16 protein-coding genes are annotated in these 19,687 nt (G+C 67.0%); 15 read left to right on the top strand and 1 reads right to left on the bottom strand.

The window, feature by feature from the left end:
- Window positions 1-61 precede the first annotated feature (61 nt).
- Genes ACFPQ5_RS05545 through ACFPQ5_RS05475 form a run of 15 tightly spaced genes read left to right on the top strand, consistent with a single transcriptional unit; the run spans window position 62 to window position 18,479 of the window.
- The gene (locus tag ACFPQ5_RS05545; protein ID WP_379752277.1) at window positions 62-1,579 is read left to right on the top strand and encodes an XrtA system polysaccharide chain length determinant; all 1,518 of its coding nucleotides are present in this window, start codon (window positions 62-64) and stop codon (window positions 1,577-1,579) included.
- Between the two features lie 30 nt (window positions 1,580-1,609).
- Complete coding sequence (locus tag ACFPQ5_RS05540; protein ID WP_379752276.1) at window positions 1,610-2,644, top strand: XrtA-associated tyrosine autokinase; 1,035 nt, start codon at window positions 1,610-1,612, stop codon at window positions 2,642-2,644.
- Window positions 2,625-4,202 carry a TIGR03016 family PEP-CTERM system-associated outer membrane protein gene (locus ACFPQ5_RS05535; protein ID WP_379752275.1) on the top strand — a complete coding sequence of 526 codons (1,578 nt, stop codon included), beginning with the start codon at window positions 2,625-2,627 and terminating at the stop codon, window positions 4,200-4,202. Before ACFPQ5_RS05540 ends, ACFPQ5_RS05535 begins: the two co-directional genes overlap by 20 nt.
- A 13-nt stretch (window positions 4,203-4,215) precedes the next feature.
- Window positions 4,216-5,262 (top strand): XrtA/PEP-CTERM system-associated ATPase, encoded by a 1,047-nt coding sequence (locus ACFPQ5_RS05530; protein WP_379752274.1) that lies wholly within the window; start codon window positions 4,216-4,218, stop codon window positions 5,260-5,262.
- Window positions 5,259-6,140 (top strand): XrtA system polysaccharide deacetylase, encoded by an 882-nt coding sequence (locus ACFPQ5_RS05525; protein WP_379752273.1) that lies wholly within the window; start codon window positions 5,259-5,261, stop codon window positions 6,138-6,140. The genes ACFPQ5_RS05530 and ACFPQ5_RS05525 overlap by 4 nt, the downstream gene beginning before the upstream one ends.
- Window positions 6,137-7,384: a TIGR03087 family PEP-CTERM/XrtA system glycosyltransferase gene (locus ACFPQ5_RS05520; RefSeq protein WP_379752272.1), complete on the top strand. Its 1,248-nt coding sequence runs from the start codon at window positions 6,137-6,139 to the stop codon at window positions 7,382-7,384. The genes ACFPQ5_RS05525 and ACFPQ5_RS05520 overlap by 4 nt, the downstream gene beginning before the upstream one ends.
- Window positions 7,378-8,916, top strand: coding sequence for an exosortase A (gene xrtA, locus ACFPQ5_RS05515; RefSeq protein WP_379752271.1), 1,539 nt, complete (start codon window positions 7,378-7,380; stop codon window positions 8,914-8,916). The genes ACFPQ5_RS05520 and xrtA overlap by 7 nt, the downstream gene beginning before the upstream one ends.
- A gap of 3 nt (window positions 8,917-8,919) precedes the next feature.
- Entirely contained in the window at window positions 8,920-10,107 is a 1,188-nt protein-coding gene (locus tag ACFPQ5_RS05510) for a TIGR03088 family PEP-CTERM/XrtA system glycosyltransferase (RefSeq protein ID WP_379752270.1), read from the top strand.
- Complete coding sequence (locus ACFPQ5_RS05505; RefSeq protein WP_379752269.1) at window positions 10,092-12,035, top strand: XrtA/PEP-CTERM system amidotransferase; 1,944 nt, start codon at window positions 10,092-10,094, stop codon at window positions 12,033-12,035. Before ACFPQ5_RS05510 ends, ACFPQ5_RS05505 begins: the two co-directional genes overlap by 16 nt.
- A 24-nt stretch (window positions 12,036-12,059) precedes the next feature.
- On the top strand, window positions 12,060-13,283 hold the full coding sequence (locus ACFPQ5_RS05500) for a TIGR04063 family PEP-CTERM/XrtA system glycosyltransferase (RefSeq protein ID WP_379752268.1): 1,224 nt from the start codon (window positions 12,060-12,062) through the stop codon (window positions 13,281-13,283).
- Window positions 13,280-14,461 carry a glycosyltransferase family 4 protein gene (locus tag ACFPQ5_RS05495; RefSeq protein WP_379752267.1) on the top strand — a complete coding sequence of 394 codons (1,182 nt, stop codon included), beginning with the start codon at window positions 13,280-13,282 and terminating at the stop codon, window positions 14,459-14,461. Before ACFPQ5_RS05500 ends, ACFPQ5_RS05495 begins: the two co-directional genes overlap by 4 nt.
- Window positions 14,462-14,479: 18 nt before the next feature.
- Window positions 14,480-14,620: a hypothetical protein gene (locus ACFPQ5_RS05490; protein ID WP_379752266.1), complete on the top strand. Its 141-nt coding sequence runs from the start codon at window positions 14,480-14,482 to the stop codon at window positions 14,618-14,620.
- On the top strand, window positions 14,613-16,031 hold the full coding sequence (locus ACFPQ5_RS05485) for a putative O-glycosylation ligase, exosortase A system-associated (protein WP_379752265.1): 1,419 nt from the start codon (window positions 14,613-14,615) through the stop codon (window positions 16,029-16,031). Before ACFPQ5_RS05490 ends, ACFPQ5_RS05485 begins: the two co-directional genes overlap by 8 nt.
- 43 nt (window positions 16,032-16,074) lie before the next feature.
- On the top strand, window positions 16,075-17,187 hold the full coding sequence (locus tag ACFPQ5_RS05480; protein ID WP_379752264.1) for a polysaccharide deacetylase family protein: 1,113 nt from the start codon (window positions 16,075-16,077) through the stop codon (window positions 17,185-17,187).
- Window positions 17,188-17,204: 17 nt separating this feature from the next.
- A complete protein-coding gene (locus ACFPQ5_RS05475) occupies window positions 17,205-18,479 on the top strand; it encodes a glycosyltransferase (protein ID WP_379752263.1) in 1,275 nt (424 codons plus the stop codon).
- Between the two features lie 15 nt (window positions 18,480-18,494).
- Here ACFPQ5_RS05475 and ACFPQ5_RS05470 read toward each other — a convergent pair whose 3' ends face one another.
- Complete coding sequence (locus ACFPQ5_RS05470) at window positions 18,495-19,679, bottom strand: glycosyltransferase family 4 protein (protein WP_379752262.1); 1,185 nt, start codon at window positions 19,677-19,679, stop codon at window positions 18,495-18,497.
- Window positions 19,680-19,687: the final 8 nt, after the last annotated feature.

The raw sequence follows: 19,687 nt of genomic DNA, 5'->3' as shown, positions 1-19,687 counted from the left end.
GCGTGTTCTTTTGTGATTATTTGTGCCCGGCCCCGCGCCGGGCGGACATGGCGAGACTGAGATGGCAGAAATACAAGCCCAAATTCTGAATTTCCTCAAGGCCCTCGGCAAGTACCGTTGGCATGCAGTGACCATCGCCTGGCTGGTGGCGCTGATCGGCTGGGCAATCGTGCTGCGGTTGCCGAACCAGTACGAAACCTCGGCCCGCGTCTACGTCGATACCCAGAGCATCCTGAAACCGCTGCTGTCGGGCATGACCACCCTGCCGAACCTCGACCAGCAGGTGATGTTCATGCGCCAGACCCTGATCAGCCGCCCGAACGTCGAACGCGTGATGCGCGATACCGACCTCGACGTCAAGGCGGCCAGCAGCGCCCAGAAGGAAAAGATGATCGAAGAGCTGACCTCGAAGATCAAGATCGCCGGCACCGAGCGCGACGACATCTACACGATCAGCTACAGCTCGACCGATCCGAAGCTGGGCAAGGACGTGGTCCAGTCGCTGCTGACGATCTTCGTGGAAGGCAGCTTCGGCGGCAAGAAGCAGGATTCGGACAAAGCTGTCCAGTTCATCGACGACCAGATCAAGAGCTACGAAGAGAAGCTGGCCGCAGCCGAGAACGCCCTGAAGGAATTCAAGATCAAGAACATGGGCCTGCTGCCGCGCGAAGGCGGCGACTGGAGCGCGCGCGTCGCGGCCGCCAACGAGTCGCTCAGCCAGGCACGCCTGGAGCTGGCCGAAGCCGAGCAGTCGCGCAACGCGATCCGCCGCCGCATGAGCGGCGGTGGCGGCGGCCAGGAAGGCGCCGGCATGGTCGATCCGGAACTCGAAGCGCGCATCGCGGCCGCCCAGAAGAACCTGGACAACCTGCGCCTGCAATATACCGAAGAGCACCCGGACATCATCGCCACCCGCCGCCTGATCGGCCAGCTGCAGGCGCAGAAGAAGGAAGAGATGAAGAAGGGCCGTCCGGATCCGGGCGTTGCCGCCAGCCCGATGATGCAGCAGCTGAGCATCTCGCTGTCGGACGCCGAATCGCGCGTCGCCGCCCTGCGTGCCCGCGTCGGCGAATACCAGGCGCGTGTGACCACGCTGCGCAGCCAGAGCGTCACGGCGCCGGAAGTCGAGGCCCAGCTGGTGCAGCTGAACCGCGACTACACGGTCAACCGCGATAACTACCAGCAGCTGCTGCAGCGCCGCGAGCAGGCCAAGCTGTCCGGTGACCTGTCCTCCGCCACCGACATGCTGACCTTCCGCGTGGTCGAGCCGCCGATCGCCGCCACCAAGCCGAGCGGTCCGAACCGCCTGGCGCTGTTCTCCGGCGTGTTCTTCCTGGCCCTGGTGGCCGGCCTGATCGGCGCATTCCTGATGAGCCAGGTGCGCCCGACCTTCCTCAGCCACGCCGCGCTGCGTGAAGTGACTGGCGTGCCGGTGCTGGGATCGATCAACATGCACTGGACCGACGGCCAGAAAGCCATGCGCAAGCGCCGCCTGGCCGGCGTGGGCGCCGCGATACTGCTGCTGATCGGCGCCTACGGCGTCGGCGTGGCCACGATGCTGGCGCGCGCCAGCGCCTGAGCGCCGTAACGGACAATATTAGGAGCGAACGTGAGCATTATCGAAAAAGCGGCCAGCCGCATTGACCATAGCCGCGCAGCGGCGCCGGCCCCCGTGGTCGTCGAACACGACGGCCAGAGCGTCGTCCTCGAAACGCAAGGCGCGGCGCCGGTAGCCGAAGCCCCCGCGGCACACGCTGCGGCCGCGCCAGTTGCGCCAGTGGCGCCGCCGGTCGTCCAGCCGACGCCGGCCGCCGCGCCGGCAGCGCGCGCCGACACCTCGCACATCGCGACGCCGCATGTCGCGACGCCGCATGTTGAAGCCCCAGGCGCCACGCCGCGCAAGACGGCCCCGAAGCCGGGCGTGCGCAAGGTCGATCTCGACCTGGCACGCATGCGCGACGCCGGCATGGTCACCGCCGCCAGCGGCCGTACCAGCCTGCTGGAAGACTTCCGCGTCATCAAGCGCCCGCTGCTCAAGCGCGCCTTCAGCGAGGGCGCGCCGGGCCGCCCGAACAACCTGATCATGATCACCAGTTCGCTGCCGGGCGAGGGTAAAACCTATTGCGCGATCAACCTGGCCATGAGCATCGCCATGGAACTCGACCACACCGTGCTGCTGGTCGATGCCGACGTCGCCCGTCCGTCGGTGCTGCGCACGCTCGGCCTGCCGGCCCAGCGCGGCCTGATGGACATCCTGATCGACGACAAGCTCGACCTGTCGGACGTGATGCTGCGCACGAACGTCGACACCCTGAGCATCCTGCCGGCCGGCACCAGCACGCCGCGCGCAACCGAACTGCTGGCCAGTTCGACCATGAGCAACCTGGTCAACGAGATCGCGCACCGCTATCCGGACCGTGTCATCATCTTCGATTCGCCGCCACTGCTGCTGACCAGCGAAGCGAGCGTACTGGCCAGCCACATGGGCCAGATCGTGATGGTGGTCGAAGCGCAAGGCACGACCCAGCACGCTGTCAAGGAAGCGCTGCGCCAGCTCGAAGGCTGCAGCAACGTCAATCTCATCTACAACAAGGCGCGGGACATCCCGGGGATCGAAGAGACGTATGACTATCACTACGGCTAAACGATTCCCAACGCGCATTCCCTGCATCGCTGCCCGCATGCCGCGCCTGGCGCCGCTGGCGGCCGCGCTGCTGGTGGCGCTGCCGGCCCAGGCCCAGTGGCGCGTCACCCCGTCGGTCTCGCTGACCGAGACCTATAGCGACAACCCGACCCTGGCCAGCGACGCCAACAAGCGCGGCCAGTTCATCACCGAGCTGACGCCCGAGCTGCGCGTGGACGGCCGCAATTCGCGCCTGCAGTTCACCGCCAACGCGCGCACGACGCTGTTCCACTACAGCGAAGGCCGGCCGACCAATGCGCGCCGCAACAATTCGCAGTACGACGCCTCCGGCACCCTCAAGGTCATCGACGACTTCATGTACGTCGATGCGCAGGCGAACGGCGGCAGCCGCGCCATCTCGGCCTTCGGCCCGGACGACACCGGCACCAACCGCTACACCAGCGAGAACCGCACCCAGCTGGCCAACTGGAGCATCAGCCCCTACCTGGTCCGGCGCTTCGGCAACTTCGCCGCGGCGACCGTCCGCTACACCCACGACAGCGTGGAAGCCGACGATACCCGTTTCGGCAAGAGCGAGTCCGACGGCATCGCCCTGAACCTGAACAGCGGCCGCGCCTGGCGCGACATCGGCTGGAACCTGCGCTACACGCGCCAGGACGTCGACATGGAGCGCTACGGCAAATCCTCGTCGGAGAATGCCCTGGCCGCCCTGAGCTACCGCCTGCACCGCACCCTGAACCTGACCGTCACCGGCGGCTACGACGTCTACGACTATGGCGACTTCGGCGGCCGCACCTCCGGCGCCAGCTGGTCGGCCGGCTTTGCCTGGAACCCGACCGCGCGCACCGCCGTCCAGGCCTCGGCCGGCCGCCACTTCCTCGGCAACACCGGCTCGCTGCTGGCCACGCACCGCAGCCGCCACACGGCCTGGCGCGCCAGCTATTCCGATTCGGTGACGAGCACGCGCCAGCAGTTCACGCAAGGCCAGGAAATCGACACCGCCTCGCTGCTCGACAGCCTGTTCGCGCTGACCTATCCCGATCCGATCGCGCGGCGCCAGGCGGTCGAGGACTACATCCGGCTGGCCGGCCTGCCGGAAGTCACCGGCGAGCAGATCAACTTCCTGACCAACCGCTACTTCCGCCAGAAGCTGGCGCAAGCCTCGGCTGCTTACAACATGCGCCAGCACGGCGCGGTGCTGACGCTGTTCGCCGACCAGCGCATCGCGCTGTCCTCGGGCGAGGTCGACAGCGAACTGCTGGGCAACCAGCTGTTCGGGCTGAACGACAACGTACGCCAGGTCGGCGCCAGCGCCGCCTACAGCTACAAAATGAACGCGCGCACCAGCGCCACGGCCTCGCTGACGGCGACGCGCTCCCAATCCCTGAACACCAACCTCGAGCGCGACCAGCAGACCCTGCGCCTGAACCTGACGCAGCGCTTCGGCCGCAAGGTGTCCGGCGTGGTCGAACTGCGCCACACGCGCGGCGAACGTGGTTTCAACAGCGCCGACTACACGGAAAACGCAATCAGCGCCACCATCACGGCCCAGCTCTAAGCGGAGAGACACGATGTACGAACAGTTTTATGGATTGACCGCCAAACCCTTCCAGCTGCGCCCGGACCCGCACTTCTTCTTCGGCAGCAAGGGCCACAAGCGCGCCATGGCCTATCTCGAATACGGCCTGTCGCAAGGCGAAGGTTTTATCGTCGTCACCGGCGAAGTCGGTGCGGGCAAGACCACCCTGGTACGCAACCTGTTTAATAAACTGCCGTCGGACCAGATCGTCGCGGCCCACATCGTCAACACCCACCTCGATCCGGACGACACCCTGCGCATGGTGGTCTCGGCGTTCGGCCTGCCTTACGAGGGCGCCAGCAAGACCGACCTCCTGACCCGCCTCGAACAGTTCCTGCACACGGTCGACCGCCAGGGCAAGCGCGCCCTGTTAGTCATCGACGAGGCGCAGAACCTGAACCCGAAGACGGTCGAGGAACTGCGCATGCTGTCGAACTTCCAGACCGACGACAAGTCGCTGCTGCAGACCTTCCTGCTCGGCCAGCCGGAATTCCGCGGCACCCTGCACAGCCCCAGCATGCAGCAGCTGCGCCAGCGCGTCATCGCCAGCTATCACCTGGGCCCGATGGATGCGCCGGAAACGCGCGCCTACATCGAGCACCGCCTGCACACGGTCGGCTGGAACGGCGACCCGGCCTTCGACGACGGCGCCCACGCCGCCATCTACGCCTACACCGGCGGCATCCCGCGCAAGACCAATACCCTGCTCGACCGCGTGCTGCTGATGGGCTACCTGGAAGAGCTGCATGCCTTTAACGAAGGCCACATCCAGACCGTGATCGCCGACCTCAGCGAAGAATTCCAGCTGCCCGACGTGATGGGCACCCCGGCCGCCGGCGCCAGCGCCGGCCTCGGCGACGGGCTGCTGGCCGACGGCATGGGCGGGATGCCGGAGCGCCGCGCCAGCGCCGAAGTGCTCGACGAGCGCATGATGCGCCTCGAAAAGTCGATCGTCTCGGTGCTGTCGATCCTCAAAAAGATCGTCGCCACCCCGCCGAACGGCGTCGCCGCCAACCAACACGTGGATACCCAGGAATGAAGATGCAGACTCCCGCAGCCCGGCCGCAGCGCCAGCCGGGCGAGCGCATTCGCAACGCCATGACCTGCGACGTCGAGGACTACTTCCAGGTCTCGGCCTTCGCCCCTTACATCAGCCGCGACAGCTGGCCGACGCGCGAATGCCGCGTCGAAGCCAACGTCGAGCGCATCCTGGCCCTGTTCGAGAAGAACGACGTGAAGGGCACCTTCTTCACGCTCGGCTGGATCGCCGAACGCTATCCGCAGATGGTGCGCCGCATCGTCGAAGCCGGCCACGAACTGGCCAGCCACGGCTACGGCCACCTGCGCGCCTCCGACCAGAGCCGCGCCGAATTCGACAACGACATCCGCAGCGCGAAAGCCCTGTTGGAAGACATCGGCGGCCAGCAGGTGATCGGCTACCGCGCCCCGAGCTTCTCGATCGGCCACGGCAACCTGTGGGCGCTCGACGCGCTGACCGAAGCCGGCTACCGCTACAGCTCGAGCATCTACCCGATCCAGCACGACCACTACGGCATGCCGGACGCGCCGCGTTTCGCCTTCTATCCGAACGGCCCGGACGGCCTGCTGGAAATCCCGATCACCACCGCCATGCTGGGCAATCGCAAGCTGCCGGCCGGCGGCGGCTACTTCCGCCTGCTGCCCTACGCGCTGTCGCGCTGGATGGTCAAGCGCGTCAACGAAATGGACAAGGAGCCCGCCCTGTTCTACTTCCATCCGTGGGAAGTCGATCCCGGCCAGCCGCGGCCGGAAGGCCTGGGCGCCAAGGCGCGCTTCCGTCACTACATCAACATCGCGCGCATGGAAGGGCGCATTGCCGCCCTCGCCCGCGATTTCGCGTGGGACCGGATGGACCGCATTTTCCTGAGCAAGCCATGAATTCGATCATCGAAGGCGCGCTGCAACGCCAGCAGGCCGTGGCTGCCGAGGCGGCCAAGCCGGACCTGCTGCTGCTGGTGCACCGCATCCCCTACCCGCCGAACAAGGGCGACAAGATCCGCTCGTACAACCTGCTGAAGCACCTGGCGACCAGGTACCGCGTGCACCTCGCGACCTTTGTCGACGACGCCGACGACTGGCAGCACGTGCCGGCGGTCGAGGCGATGTGCGCCAGCAGCGTCTTCGTGAAGCTCGATCCCTTGAAGGGCAAGCTGCGCAGCGCCAGGGCGCTGGCCACCGGTAAATCGCTGTCGATCGGGTACTACCGCGACGCCGAGATGAAACGCTGGATCGCACGCACCATGCGCCAGAAGGGCATCGCACGCGTGATGACCTTCTGCTCGGTGATGGCGCAGTATGCCGAAGACTATCCGGCCGCGCGCCGCGTGATCGACTTCTGCGACGTCGACTCCGACAAATGGAGACAATACGCCGAGAAAAAGAAGTGGCCGATGAGCTGGGTGTACCGCCACGAGGCGAAGAGCCTGCTCGACTACGAGCGCACGATCGCCGACACCTTCGATGCCTCGCTGTTCGTCTCGGCGCCGGAAGCGGAGCTGTTCCGTACCCTGGCGCCGGAAAACCGCAACAAGATCGGCCATTTCAGCAATGGCGTCGACACCGACTATTTCAGCCCGGCGCGCGCCTACGACAATCCGTTTGCGGCAGGAGAGCAGGCGCTGGTCTTCACCGGCGCCATGGACTACTGGCCGAACGTCGATGCGGTGAAATGGTTCGCCGAGCACGTGCTGCCGCGCGTGCGCGCCGCCGTCCCGAACGCCCGCTTCTACATCGTCGGCTCGCGCCCTTCTCCTGAAGTCCAGGCCTTGGCCAGCGACGCCATCGTCGTCACCGGCACCGTGCCCGACGTGCGGCCCTACCTCGCCCACTGCAGCGCCGCGGTGGCGCCGCTGCGTATCGCACGCGGCATCCAGAACAAGGTACTCGAGGCGATGGCCATGGGCCGTCCGGTCGTGTCCTCGCTCCAGGCCTTCGAGGGCATCGACGCCACCCCGGGCCGCGAACTGATCGTGGCCGACGCGCCGGACGACTACGCCGACAGCGTGATCGCCCTGCTGCGCAAGCCGGATCCGGCCATGGGCCAGGCCGCGCGCGCCAGCGTCGAGCGTCGCTACAGCTGGTCAGCCCACCTGTCCCCGATCGAAGCGAGGTTCGAATGCTGATGAACGAACACCCGGCCCTGGCCGGCGCCGGCTCCACCGGCCTGTCGGTGCCCCGGATCGCCGTCATCGTCGGCGCCTTCGTGGCGCTGCTGGCGCTCTACTGGAGCACCGCCGCCTCGATGGTCTCGGTGTGGAACAGCTCCGAGACCTTCGCCCACGGCTACGCCATCCTGCCGATCAGCCTGTGGCTGATCTGGCGCCGGCGCGAAGTCTTCAGCCGCATCCCGGCCGCGCCTTACTGGCCGGCCCTGGGCCTGCTCGCCCTGTGCGGCGCCGGCTGGCTGCTGGCGCGTGCCGGCGAGGTGCAGGTCGTGATGCAGTACGCCTTCGTTGCCATGTTCCCGGCCCTGGCCCTGGCGCTGCTGGGCCGGCGCCTGGCCGGCGCGCTCGCCTTCCCGCTGCTGTTCCTGCTGTTCGCGGTGCCCTTCGGCGAAGTCTTCGTCCAGCCCCTGATTAATTTTACCGCCGACTTCACCGTCGCCCTGGTGCGCGCCACCGGCATTCCGGTCCTGCGCAACGGCACCATGTTCGAACTCCCGACCGGCAACTGGTCGGTGGTCGAGGCCTGCAGCGGCGTGCGCTACCTGATTTCCTCGATCACCCTCGGCTGCCTGTACGCCTACCTGAGCTACCGCTCGCTCAAGCGCCGCGTGCTGTTCATCGGCCTGTCGATCATCGTGCCGATCATCGCCAACGGCCTGCGCGCCTACATGATCGTCATGATCGGCCACACCAGCGACATGGCCCTCGCCACCGGCGTCGACCACCTGATCTACGGCTGGCTGTTCTTCGGCCTGGTCATGTTCATCATGTTCTGGATCGGCAGCTACTGGCGCGAGGACGAAGCCGCCCCCGCCGCGGCGCCTGCCGGCGCCCGCGCGGCTGCCGCGCTGCCTGCCCATTCCCTGACCGGGGTGGCAATCGCCGCCGTGCTGGTGTGCGCCTCGTGGCCGCTGCTGGCCGCCGTGAGCGACAAGGCGGCGCACAATCCGGCGCCGGTGCAGCTCGACGCTTCGCGCCTGAACGCGACCAAGGTCGGCCCGGCGGCCTGGCGCCCGGACTACCTGGCGGCCGACGCCACCCTGGACGGACGCTACACGGCCGCCGGCGCGCCGGTCAGCCTGAACCTGCTGTACTACCGCAACCAGGGTCCCGATAAACGCCTGATCAGCTCCGTCAACCGTGTCGACAAGCGCAAGCAGGACTACCTGCAGATCGGCTCGAACGCGCGCAGCGAAACCATCAAGGGCCAGCCGCTGGCCCTGCGCGAAACCCGCGTCAAGGGACCGGGCGGCAACTACCTGGTCTGGCACTGGAACTGGATCGACGGCCGCTTCATCGCCAACGACTATCTCGGCAAGCTGCGCCAGGCGCAGGCCAAGCTGATGATGCATGGCGACGACGGCGCCGCGATCATGGTCGCGACCCCGGTCGGCGAGGATGCGGACGCGGCGCGCGCCGCGCTGCGCGCCTTCCTGGACGCGAACCTGGCGCCGCTGCAGGCAACGCTCGAGGCGGCACGGGGACGGTAAGACATGGCTGTGACGAAGCTCCACCCGGTGCCGGCCCCGCTGGTCGTGCACCTGATTTACCGGCTCGACTTCGGCGGGCTGGAGACCCTGCTGGTCGACTGCATCAACCACATGCCGCCCGAGCGCTACCGCCACGCGATCGTCTGCCTGACCGACTACACGGCCTTCGCCGACAAGATCACGGCGCCGAACGTGGAACTGTTCGCCCTGCACAAGCAGCCGGGCCTGGGCCTGGACATGCACGTCAAACTGTTCAAGCTGCTGCGCCGGCTGCGCCCGGCCGTGCTGCACACCTATAATTTCGCCTGCGCCGAATATGCCGCTCCGGCCTGGGCCGCCGGCGTACCGGTGCGCATTCACGCCGAGCATGGACGCGACGCCAGCGACCCGCAGGGTTTAAACCGCAAGCACAATTTTTTGCGCCGCGCGCTGGTGCCATTCATCGACCGCTACGTCCCGGTCTCGCACGACCTGGCGCGCTGGCTGAAGCAGGTCGTCAGGATCCCGGCCGCCAGGTGCGAACTGATCATGAACGGCGTCGACACCGAGCGCTTCGCGCCGGACCTGCCGGCCGCCGCCACGCCCTGGGCCAATGAACCCTTCGTCATCGGCACCGTCGGGCGCCTGCAGGACGTCAAGGACCAGGCGACCCTGATCGAGGCCTTTGCCCTCTTGTGCGCAGCGCGTCCGGCCATGCGCGCGCAGCTGCGCCTGGCGATCGTCGGCGACGGCCCGCTGCGTGCGCGCCTGGAACAGAAGGCACAAGACGCCGGCGTGGCGGACCTGGTCTGGTTCCCAGGCGCGCGCAACGACATTCCGGAACTGATGCGCAGCTTCGACCTGTTCGCCCTGTCCTCGATTGCCGAGGGCACGCCGGTGACGCTGCTGGAAGCGATGGCCTGCGGCCTGCCGGTGGTGGCGACCGCCGTCGGCGGCATTCCGGAAGTGGTGCAGGACGGCGTCAACGGCGCCCTGGTTCCGGCATCCAATCCGCAGGCGCTGGCCGAAGCGCTGGGCCGCTACGTCGACGAGCGCGCCCGCGTGGCGCAGCACGGCGCCGCCGCGCGCTCGAACATCGAACGCCATTACAGCGTTGCAGCCATGGTCGGCGCCTATACGGCCCTGTACGACCAGCTCTGCAACACCAAGACAACCCCTAGAGAGATCACCCAACCATGTGCGGAATCGTAGGCATTTTTGACCCGCGCGGCATGCGCGCATTCGATCGCGCCGTCCTCCAGCGGATGAACCAGACCCAGTTCCACCGCGGTCCCGTCGAGGGCGACGTCTACCTCGAACCCGGCGTCGGCTTCGGCCACCGCCGCCTGTCGATCATCGACCTGGCCGCCGGCCAGCAGCCGCTGTTCAACGCGGACCGCACGGTCGTCACCGTGTTCAACGGCGAGATCTACAACTTCCGCGAACTGACCAAAGAGCTGACCGCCCTCGGCTACACCTTCGCGACCAAGTCCGATACCGAGACCATCGTCCACGCCTGGGAAGAATGGGGCGAAGACTGCGTCAAGCACCTGCGCGGCATGTTCGCCTTCGCCATCTGGGACCGCAACAAGCAGACCTTTTTTGTGGCGCGCGACCACCTCGGCATCAAGCCGCTGCACTACGCCTTCCTCCCGGACGGTACCTTCGTGTTCGGCTCGGAACTCAAATCCCTGCTGTCCTTCCCGGAACTGCCGCGCGTGATCGAACCGCGCGCCGTCGAGGAATATTTCGCGTACGGCTACGTGCCGGAACCGCGCACCATCTTCAAGGACGCGTTCAAACTCGAGCCGGGCCATTCGCTGACCCTGCGCGTCGGGTCGAACGCGGCGAACGCGAAGCCGGTACGCTGGTGGGACGTGCCGTTCACGCCGCACGCGCCGATGTCGGAACAGCAGATGGAAGAAGAGCTGATCGTACGCCTGCGCGAAGCGGTCGAGAGCCAGCTGGAAGCCGAAGTGCCGTTGGGCGCCTTCCTGTCCGGCGGCGTCGACTCGAGCGCGATCGTGGCCATGATGGCCGGCCTGAACAAGGGTCCGGTGAACACCTGCTCGATCGCCTTCAACGACCCGGCCTTCGACGAATCGACCTATGCGCGCCAGGTGGCCGAGCGCTATAAGACCAATCACCAGTGCGACACCGTCGACAAGGACGACTACGGCCTGGTCGACCTGCTGGCCGGCCTGTACGACGAGCCGTATGCCGACAGCTCGGCCATTCCGACCTACCGCGTGTGCGAACTGGCGAGGAAGCGCGTGACCGTGGCCCTGTCGGGCGACGGCGGCGACGAGAATTTCGCCGGCTACCGCCGCTACCGCATGGCGATGGGCGAACAGCAGGTGCGCTCGATGCTGCCGCTGGCCCTGCGCAAACCGGTATTCGGCTTCCTCGGCAAAGCCTATCCGAAGGCCGACTGGGCGCCGCGCATCTTCCGCGCCAAGACCACCTTCGAGGCGCTGGCGCGCGACCTGGTCGACGGCTACTTCCACGGCGTCTCGATCCTGGTCGACCGCGTGCGCGACCAGCTGTTCTCGCCGAACTTCCGCAGCCAGCTGCAGGGTTACCGCGCCGTCGAGGTGATGCGCGGCCATGCAGCGAATGCCCCAACCGACGATCCGCTGTCGATCACCCAGTACGTCGACATGAAGACTTACCTGCCGGGCGACATTCTGACCAAGGTCGACCGCGCCAGCATGGCGCACGCGCTGGAAGTGCGGGTGCCGCTGCTGGACCACAAGTTCGTCGAGTGGGTGTCCGGCCTGCCGTCCTCGTGCAAGCTGCGCAACGGCGAAGGCAAGCATATCTTCAAGAAGGCGCTGCAGCCCTACCTGTCGGACGATATCCTGTACCGCAAGAAGATGGGCTTCTCGATCCCGCTCGCCTCCTGGCTGCGCGGTCCGCTGCGCGAGTCGATGAAGGCGGCGGTGCTCAATCCCCTGTTGCTCGACACCGGCATCTTCAACCAGCGCTACCTGCAGCAGATGATCGACGAGCACCTGGCCGGCACCAAGGACCACAGCACGGCGCTGTGGGCGGTGCTGATGTTCGAAGCCTTCCTGCGCAAGAACGGCGCCGACAGCGCCACCAGCGTGGCCGCGCCCCTGATCGCCACCGCCGCGTAACAGATTTTCGGAGTAATCAATACCATGCGTGTCCTCCACGTCCTCGACCATTCGATCCCGCTGCACAGCGGCTATACCTTCCGCACCGCCTCGATCCTGCGCGAGCAGCGCGCGCTCGGCTGGGAGACTTTTCATGTCACCGGTTCCAAGCACCAGGGCGGCAACGACTTGCGCGAGGAAACGGCCGACGGCCTGCATTTCTATCGCACCGCGAAGTCGCAAGGCGCGCTGGCGAAACTGCCGGTGCTGAACCAGCTGGAAGTGATCCAGGGCCTGGAAAAGCGCTTAATCGAGATCATCCCGCAGATCAAGCCGGACGTGCTGCATGCGCACTCCCCTTGCCTGAACGCGATCGCCGCCCTGCGCGCCGGCCGCAAGTTCGGCATCCCGGTCGTGTACGAGGTGCGCGCCTTCTGGGAAGATGCCGCGGTCGACCACGGCACCAGCACGGAAAACGGCCTGCGTTATAAACTCACGCGCGGCCTGGAAACCTATGCCTTGAAACGTGCCGACGCCGTCACCACGATTTGCGAAGGCCTGCGCCGCGACATCGTCGAGCGCGGCATCCCGGCGAATAAGGTCACGGTGATCCCGAACGCGGTCGACATCGACAAGTTCGCCGTCGGCGGCGAAGCCGACCAGGATCTGAAACGCCAGCTCGGCCTGCAGGGCCACCGCCTGATCGGTTTCATCGGCTCCTTCTATGCCTACGAGGGCCTCGACGTGCTGCTGCGCGCGGTGCCGGCCCTGGTCGCGCGCGCTCCCGACCTGCGCGTGCTGCTGGTCGGCGGCGGTCCGCAGGACGCCAATCTGCGCCAGCTGGCCAAGGACCTGAATATCGCCGACAAGGTCGTGTTCACCGGCCGCGTGCCCCACGACCAGGTACAGAAATACTATGACCTGCTCGACGTGCTGGTCTATCCGCGCCAGTCGATGCGCCTGACCGACCTGGTCACCCCATTGAAACCGCTGGAAGCGATGGCCCAGGGCCGCATCCTGGCCGCGTCCAGCGTCGGCGGCCACCGCGAGCTGATCACCGACGGCAAGACCGGCATCCTGTTCGCGCCGGACGACCCGGCCGCGCTGGCCAATAAAGTCGGCGACCTGCTCGACGCCCAGTCGACCTGGCCGGCGCTGCGCCTGGCCGGGCGCGAATACGTGGAAGTCGAGCGCAACTGGCCGGTCAGCGTGGCGCGCTACAAGAACATCTACGGCCAGCTGACGGGCGCAAAGTTGAAGGCTGCATGAAGATCCTGACGTTCAGCACGCTGTTCCCGAACAGCGAAAAGCCGGGCCACGGCATTTTCGTCGAGACGCGCCTGCGCCATCTGGTCGCCAGCGGTGAAGTCGAGTCGCGCGTGGTGGCGCCGGTGCCCTGGTTCCCCTCGACCAACCCGCGCTTCGGCAATTACGCCCGCTTCGCGAAAGCGCCGCGCCACGAGGTGCGCCACGGGATCCCGGTCGCGCACCCGCGTTATCCGGTGATCCCGAAGGTCGGTATGAATCTCTCTCCGCTGCTGCTGGCGCAGGCGGCGAAACCGGCGATCGCGCGCCTGCTCGACGAGGGTTTCGACTTCGACCTGATCGACGCCCATTACTTTTATCCGGACGGCGTCGCCGCCGCCATGCTCGGCCGCTACTTCAACAAGCCGCTGGTGATCACTGCGCGCGGTTCGGACATCACCCTGTTCCCCAACTACGCGCTGCCGCGCCGCATGATCACCTGGGCGGCCAGGCGCGCCGACGCCGTGATCACGGTCTGTAACGCGCTGCGCGACGAAGTGGTGGCGCTCGGGATCGACGCCGACCGCGTGGTCTCGCTGAGGAACGGCGTCGATTTGAACCTGTTCCGCCCGACCGAACGCACGCCGAACGCCATGTTCACCCTGCTCGCGGTCGGCCACCTGGTGCCGGTCAAGGCGCAAGACCTGATCATCGGCGCCTTGCCCCTGCTGCCGGGCGTGCGCCTGGTGCTGGCCGGCGACGGCCCGGACCGATCGAAACTCGAGACCCTGGCGCGCGAACTGAATGTGCTTGATCGCGTGCGCTTCCTCGGCGCGGTGCCGCAGGCGCAGCTGCGCAGCCACTACGGCGCCGCCGACGCACTGGTGCTGTCCTCGAGCCGCGAAGGCTGGGCCAACGTGCTGTTGGAAAGCATGGCCTGCGGCACGCCGGTGGTGGCCAGCCGCGTCTACGGCACGCCGGAGGTGGTAGCATCGCCCGACGCGGGCGTGCTCATGGCCGAGCGCAGCTACCAGGGCGTGGCCGACGCGGTCAACGCGCTGCGCGCCAACTACCCGGACCGCGCCGCGACCCGCCGCTACGCCGAGCGTTTCAGCTGGGACGACACGACAAACGGCCAGCTGCGCCTGTTCGAGGAAGTGCTGACGCGCCGCGCCGGCATGCCCGTGCTGGCACGAACCTGATACGGATGGACTGACACAATGGAATCTCTTCTGTGGGCACTCGACCTTTGCGCGGTCGTCTACCTGTGCATGTGGGCGCTGAAGTCCGAAAAACGCCGCGAAGCCGAAGCCGCGGCGCAATCGGCCATTCAGGCAAGCGAGAAGGACAATCATGCGTGACCTGTTTCTGCTGGCGGTGCTGCCGCTCATGCTGTACACGATGGCGCAGCGCCCCTTCATCGCCGTCGGCATGTGGGTCTGGACCGCGCTGTTCTTTCCCAACGGATGGGTCTACGGGGCCGCGGGACATATTCGCTACAACCTGTTATTCACGGCCATCGCCATCCTCGGCTACCTGTTCTACAAGCACAAACCGAAGATCGAATTAGGGGTCATCGGCAGTTTCGTCCTGCTGTTTTTCCTGTGGACGATCGGCAGTACGGCGGGCACCATCGGCCGCCCCGACCTCGCGCTGGAATACTGGATTCGCTTCTTCAAGGTCGTCATGCTGTTCGTCTTCGTGGTGCTCACCATCAAGGACAAGCTGCATGTGGACTTCGTCCTGTGGTGCCTGATGCTGTCCGTCGGCTTCTATGCCGACCTCGAGAGCCTGAAGTTCCTTGCCAGCGGCGGCGGCCACAAGATCGTCGGCATGTCCGGCCACGTGCTGGGCGACCGCAACGAACTGTCGCTCGCCTTCGTCATGATCCTGCCTGTTGCCTATTATCTGCTGGGCGAATACGGCAAGCGCTCGCGCATCCTGCAGCTGGGCCTGCTCGGCACGATGGCGGCCCTGGTGATCGCCGTGATCGGCACCAGTTCGCGCGGCGGCTTCGTGGCGCTGGCCGCCCTCGGCGTCTACATGTTCATCAAGAGCAAGCGCAAGGTGCTGGCGACGGTCCTGGTCGCCATCCTGGTCGCAGGCCTGACTCCGTATATCTCGGACGAATATACGCATCGCCTCGACACCATCCAGACCGCCGACGAAGATTCGTCCTTCATGTCCCGGGTCGTGTCGTGGAAGCTGTCCTTCATCCTCGCCACCAGGCACCCGTTCTTCGGCGGCGGCTTCAAGTCGCTCGAATATTTCCCGGTATGGTCATCGCTGTCGCGCGATTTCTTCTCCTACCCATGGTTCTATACGGGGACCCTGCTGCCGAATCCGGACGTCGCCCGCGCCGCGCACAGCGTGTATTTCCAGGTACTGGGCGAGCAGGGCTTCGTCGGTCTCGCCCTCTACCTGGGCTGCCTGATCAGCGCCTTCTTCAAGGCCGGCAGCGTCGCGCGGCGCGCGCGGCGCGGCGGCGCTCCGGAATGGCTGAGTACGATGGCCACGATGCTGCAGCTCAGCGTATTTGCCTTCGCCCTCGGCGGCGCCGCGCTCAGCTTCGCTTACGTCGACCTGATCTTCTGCCTGTTCGGCCTGATCGTCGTGCTGGAGAAGCGCCTGCTGCCGGCGATGCTGCGGCAACCGGCCGCCGGCGCGCCGGTCCTGCCTGTGCCCGGCATGCCGCAGCCGCTGGCGGCCAAGGACGCTTTCGCTGCGGCCGCGCGTCCGCTCGAGCCGACGCGCCGGGAGCGGCGTGCATGACCGTCTGCGGATATACCGATGCCCCGGGGCGCTACTGGCAACCATGATCGCTAGCACAAGAACCGAAACCCAAAAAGACCGGCCGGCCGAGCCTTCCACCGAAGACCGCAACCGGCTGCTGCACGCGACCTCCGACACGGCGGGAACGCTGCCGTCGGCGCCATCGGCACAGCTGGGCCGCCTGGGCGCCGCCCTGCTGCGCGCGGCCGGTGGCCTGATCGGACGCTTCGGCGGCCAGCGCAGCCTGGCCGTGGTGAACTACCACCGCGTGCTGGCGCAGCCCGACCCGCTGCTCGACACCGAACCCGACGTCGCCGCCTTCCACTGGCAAATGGCGCTGCTGGCCGAGTGCTTTAACGTCATGCCGCTGCACGAGGCCCTGCGCGCGCTCGACGAAGGACGCCTGCCCCCGCGCACCGTCTGCATTACCTTCGACGACGGCTACCGTTCCGTGCACGACCTGGCGCTGCCGATCCTGCGCAAGTTCCGGCTGCCGGCCACGGTCTTCGTCACCAGCGGCTTCCTCGGCGCCGACGCCGGCAACATGTGGAACGACCGCATCATCCACGCCGTCCAGTCGCTGCCGGCGGACACCCTCGACCTGAGCGACATCGGACTCGGTTCCTTTGCGCTGACCTCGCTGGAAGCGCGCAAGCAGAGCGCCCTGCGCCTGATCGAGGCCGGCAAGTATCTGCCGCCGGCGCAGCGCGAGCACCTGGTCGCGCGTCTGGACCGCATGAGCGGCATGCACCACGATGCCCTGATGCTGACGCCCGAGATGCTCGTCGCGCTCGACCGCAACGACGTCGAAATCGGCGCCCACACGATCTCGCACCCGATTTTGACGAGCCTGGACGACGACAGCGCCCGCGTCGAGATCGTCAGCGGCAAGCGCCAGCTCGAAGCCCTGGTCGGCAAGCCGGTGCGGCTGTTCGCCTACCCGAACGGCAAGGTCGGGCAGGACTACGACGCGCGCCATGTCGAGATGGTGCGCCAGGCCGGCTTTTTCGCCGCCTTCACCACCGCCGTCGGCGCCATTACCGGCGACCAGGACCGCTTCCAGCTGCCGCGCAGCCGGCCCTGGGACCGCACCCCGTTCCGCTTCGGCCTGCGCCTCCTCAGCTGGATGGCGCTCGGCAACCGGCAACCACGATGAGCTTCAAGGATAGCAATATGCACAACCGTGCGTTACTGATCGCATTTCACTTTCCGCCGCAGGCAGCCAGCAGCGGCATCCAGCGCAGCCTGAGTTTTTCGCGCCACCTTCCCGCCAGCGGCTGGGAACCGATGGTGCTGACCGCCCGCGCCAGCGTCTACCAGAACCAGAACCCGTCGCAGCTGGCCAGCATCCCGCCCAAGCTGACGGTACGCCGCGCCTTCGCGCTCGACGCCAAGCATCACCTGGGCTGGCGCGGCCGCTATCTGAATGCGAGCGCCCTGCCCGACCGCTGGGTCACCTGGAGCCTGGGTGCGATTCCCGCCGGCCTGTCGATGATCCGCGCCCAGCGTCCGCGCCTGATCTGGTCGACCTTCCCGATCGCGACCGCGCACCTGATCGGCCTGGCCCTGCATCGCCTGACCGGCCTGCCCTGGGTCGCCGACTTCCGCGATCCGATGCTGCAGCCGGCCTATCCGACCAACAAGAGCCAGCGCCGCATGTACGCCTGGATCGAGCAGCAGACGATCCGCCGCTGCAGCAAGGCCGTGTTCACGACCCAGGGTGCGATGGCGTCCTACCGCGCCCGCTTCCCGGACCTCGATCCCAATAAATTCGTGGTCATCGAAAACGGCTACGAGGAGGATGCCTTCGGCGCGGCCGAAGACGGCGCGGCCCCTGGAGAAAAAAGCGGTCCGCTGGTGCTGGTGCACAGCGGCCTGCTGTACGATACCGGCCGCGATCCGTCCGCCTTCCTCGACGCGCTGGCGCAGCTGAAGGCGCGCGGCGTGATCGACGCCGGCAAGCTGAAAGTGATCCTGCGCGCGCCCGGCAACATCGGCGCCGTGTCGGCCCTGATCGAACGCTACGGCGTGGCCGACATCGCCGCCACCGCCGCGCCGGTGCCGTATCGCGAGGCGCTGGCCGAGATGGCGGCTGCCGACGGCCTGCTGCTGTTCCAGGGCACGCCCTTCAACAACCAGATCCCGGCCAAGGTCTACGAATACTTCCGCGCCCGCAAGCCGATCTTCGGCCTGGTCGACCACGCCGGAGAAACGGCGCGCGTGCTCGGCGCCGGCGGTTTCGAGGACATGGCCTTCATCGACGATGCGGGCGAGATCGCGTCCAGGCTGGCCTTGTTCCTGGAACGCCTGGGTGCGGGCGCGGCGCATGTCGCACCGCGCGACCTGGTGGAGCGCTCCTCGCGCGCCCACCGCGCGCGCCAGCTGGGTGCGCTGTTCGACGAGGTCGTGCATGGCCCCGCAAAGCGCGAGGCTTCGCGCGCGGCCTGAGTTGTCGGTGATCCCTCAGGCGGCGCGCGCCGCCTGGCCGGCGTCGCGGATCAGTTCCTCGTAGCGCAGGCGGGTACTGGTCCAGGAGAAGTCGGCCGCGACCCGTGCGGCCAGGCGCTCGCCCAGCCCGCGCGCCAGCGCCGGATCGTCCAACAAGGTCTGCAAGGCCCGGGCCAGCGCTTGCGCATCGTCCGGCTCGACCAGCAGGCCGGTCGCCCCGTCCTGGATCAGTTCGGGGATGCCGCCGACGCGCGAGGCCACCACCGGCAGCGCGCAGGAACCGGCTTCCAGCAGCACCAGGCCGAAGGCTTCCTGCCGGCTGGGAAAGGCGAACACGCTGGCGGCCTTGAAATGGGCCGGAATCTCCGTAAACGGAATGTCGACGAAGAAGCGCACCCGCTCGGCCAGCTGCAGGCCGGCCGCCTGCGCACGCAGGCTCGCGAGCTGCGCGCCGTCGCCGCCGACCAGATGCAGCAGCAGGTCCGGATGCGCGGGCGCGATGCGCGAGAAAGCGTCGATCAGGACGTCCTGCCCCTTGTTGCGATCGAATTTCCCGACATGCAGGAGGATGCGCTGTTTCGTCTGCGGCACCGCCACGCCGTCGCTGAACTTGCCGGTGTCGACACCGTTATAAATGACCTGGTGGCGCACCGGCACGGCCAGCGCACGCTCGATCCGTTTTCCCAGTTCCTGCGAACAGGCCACGACCGCGTCGCTGCGCGCGAGCAGATGGCGCCAGGCCTCCTTTTTGGCGGCGCTCAGGTCCGCCAGGTTGGTGGCATCGGTGCCGTGGAAGGACAACAAGAGCGGCACGCGCGCCGGCAGCGTCTTCAATACGCGCTCGAAAGTGAACGCCATGCTGCCGGGATAATGCAGGTTCACCGCCCGCACGTCGTGTTCCTGGCAAAAGCGCGTAAACTGTTTGCGGAAGCGGCGCTCCCAGAGTGCGTAGACCAGGCCGGCCTTGATGCCCATGTCGCCCTGGTGCGAACGTACCTGCCAGCGCACCGTACGCAGTCCGTGGATCTCTTCGAAGACGGGTTGCGGCGCGTCCCAGTCGGCCATCAGGACCATGGGCTCGAATGCACCGGCGTCGCGCATCTGCTGCGCAAGGTGCGTGACGACCTGGTTCACGCCGCCGATGGCACGCAGGGACCAGGGCAGGACGAACAGGACGACAGGACGTTTAACGGGCGCCATACGGGTGC

Origin of the sequence: Massilia suwonensis (assembly GCF_042655665.1) — a bacterium.
In the GTDB taxonomy this organism is placed as follows: domain Bacteria; phylum Pseudomonadota; class Gammaproteobacteria; order Burkholderiales; family Burkholderiaceae_D; genus Telluria; species Telluria suwonensis.
Note: the sequence above shows the minus strand (reverse complement) of the source record. Positions and strands in the feature narration are given on the sequence as shown.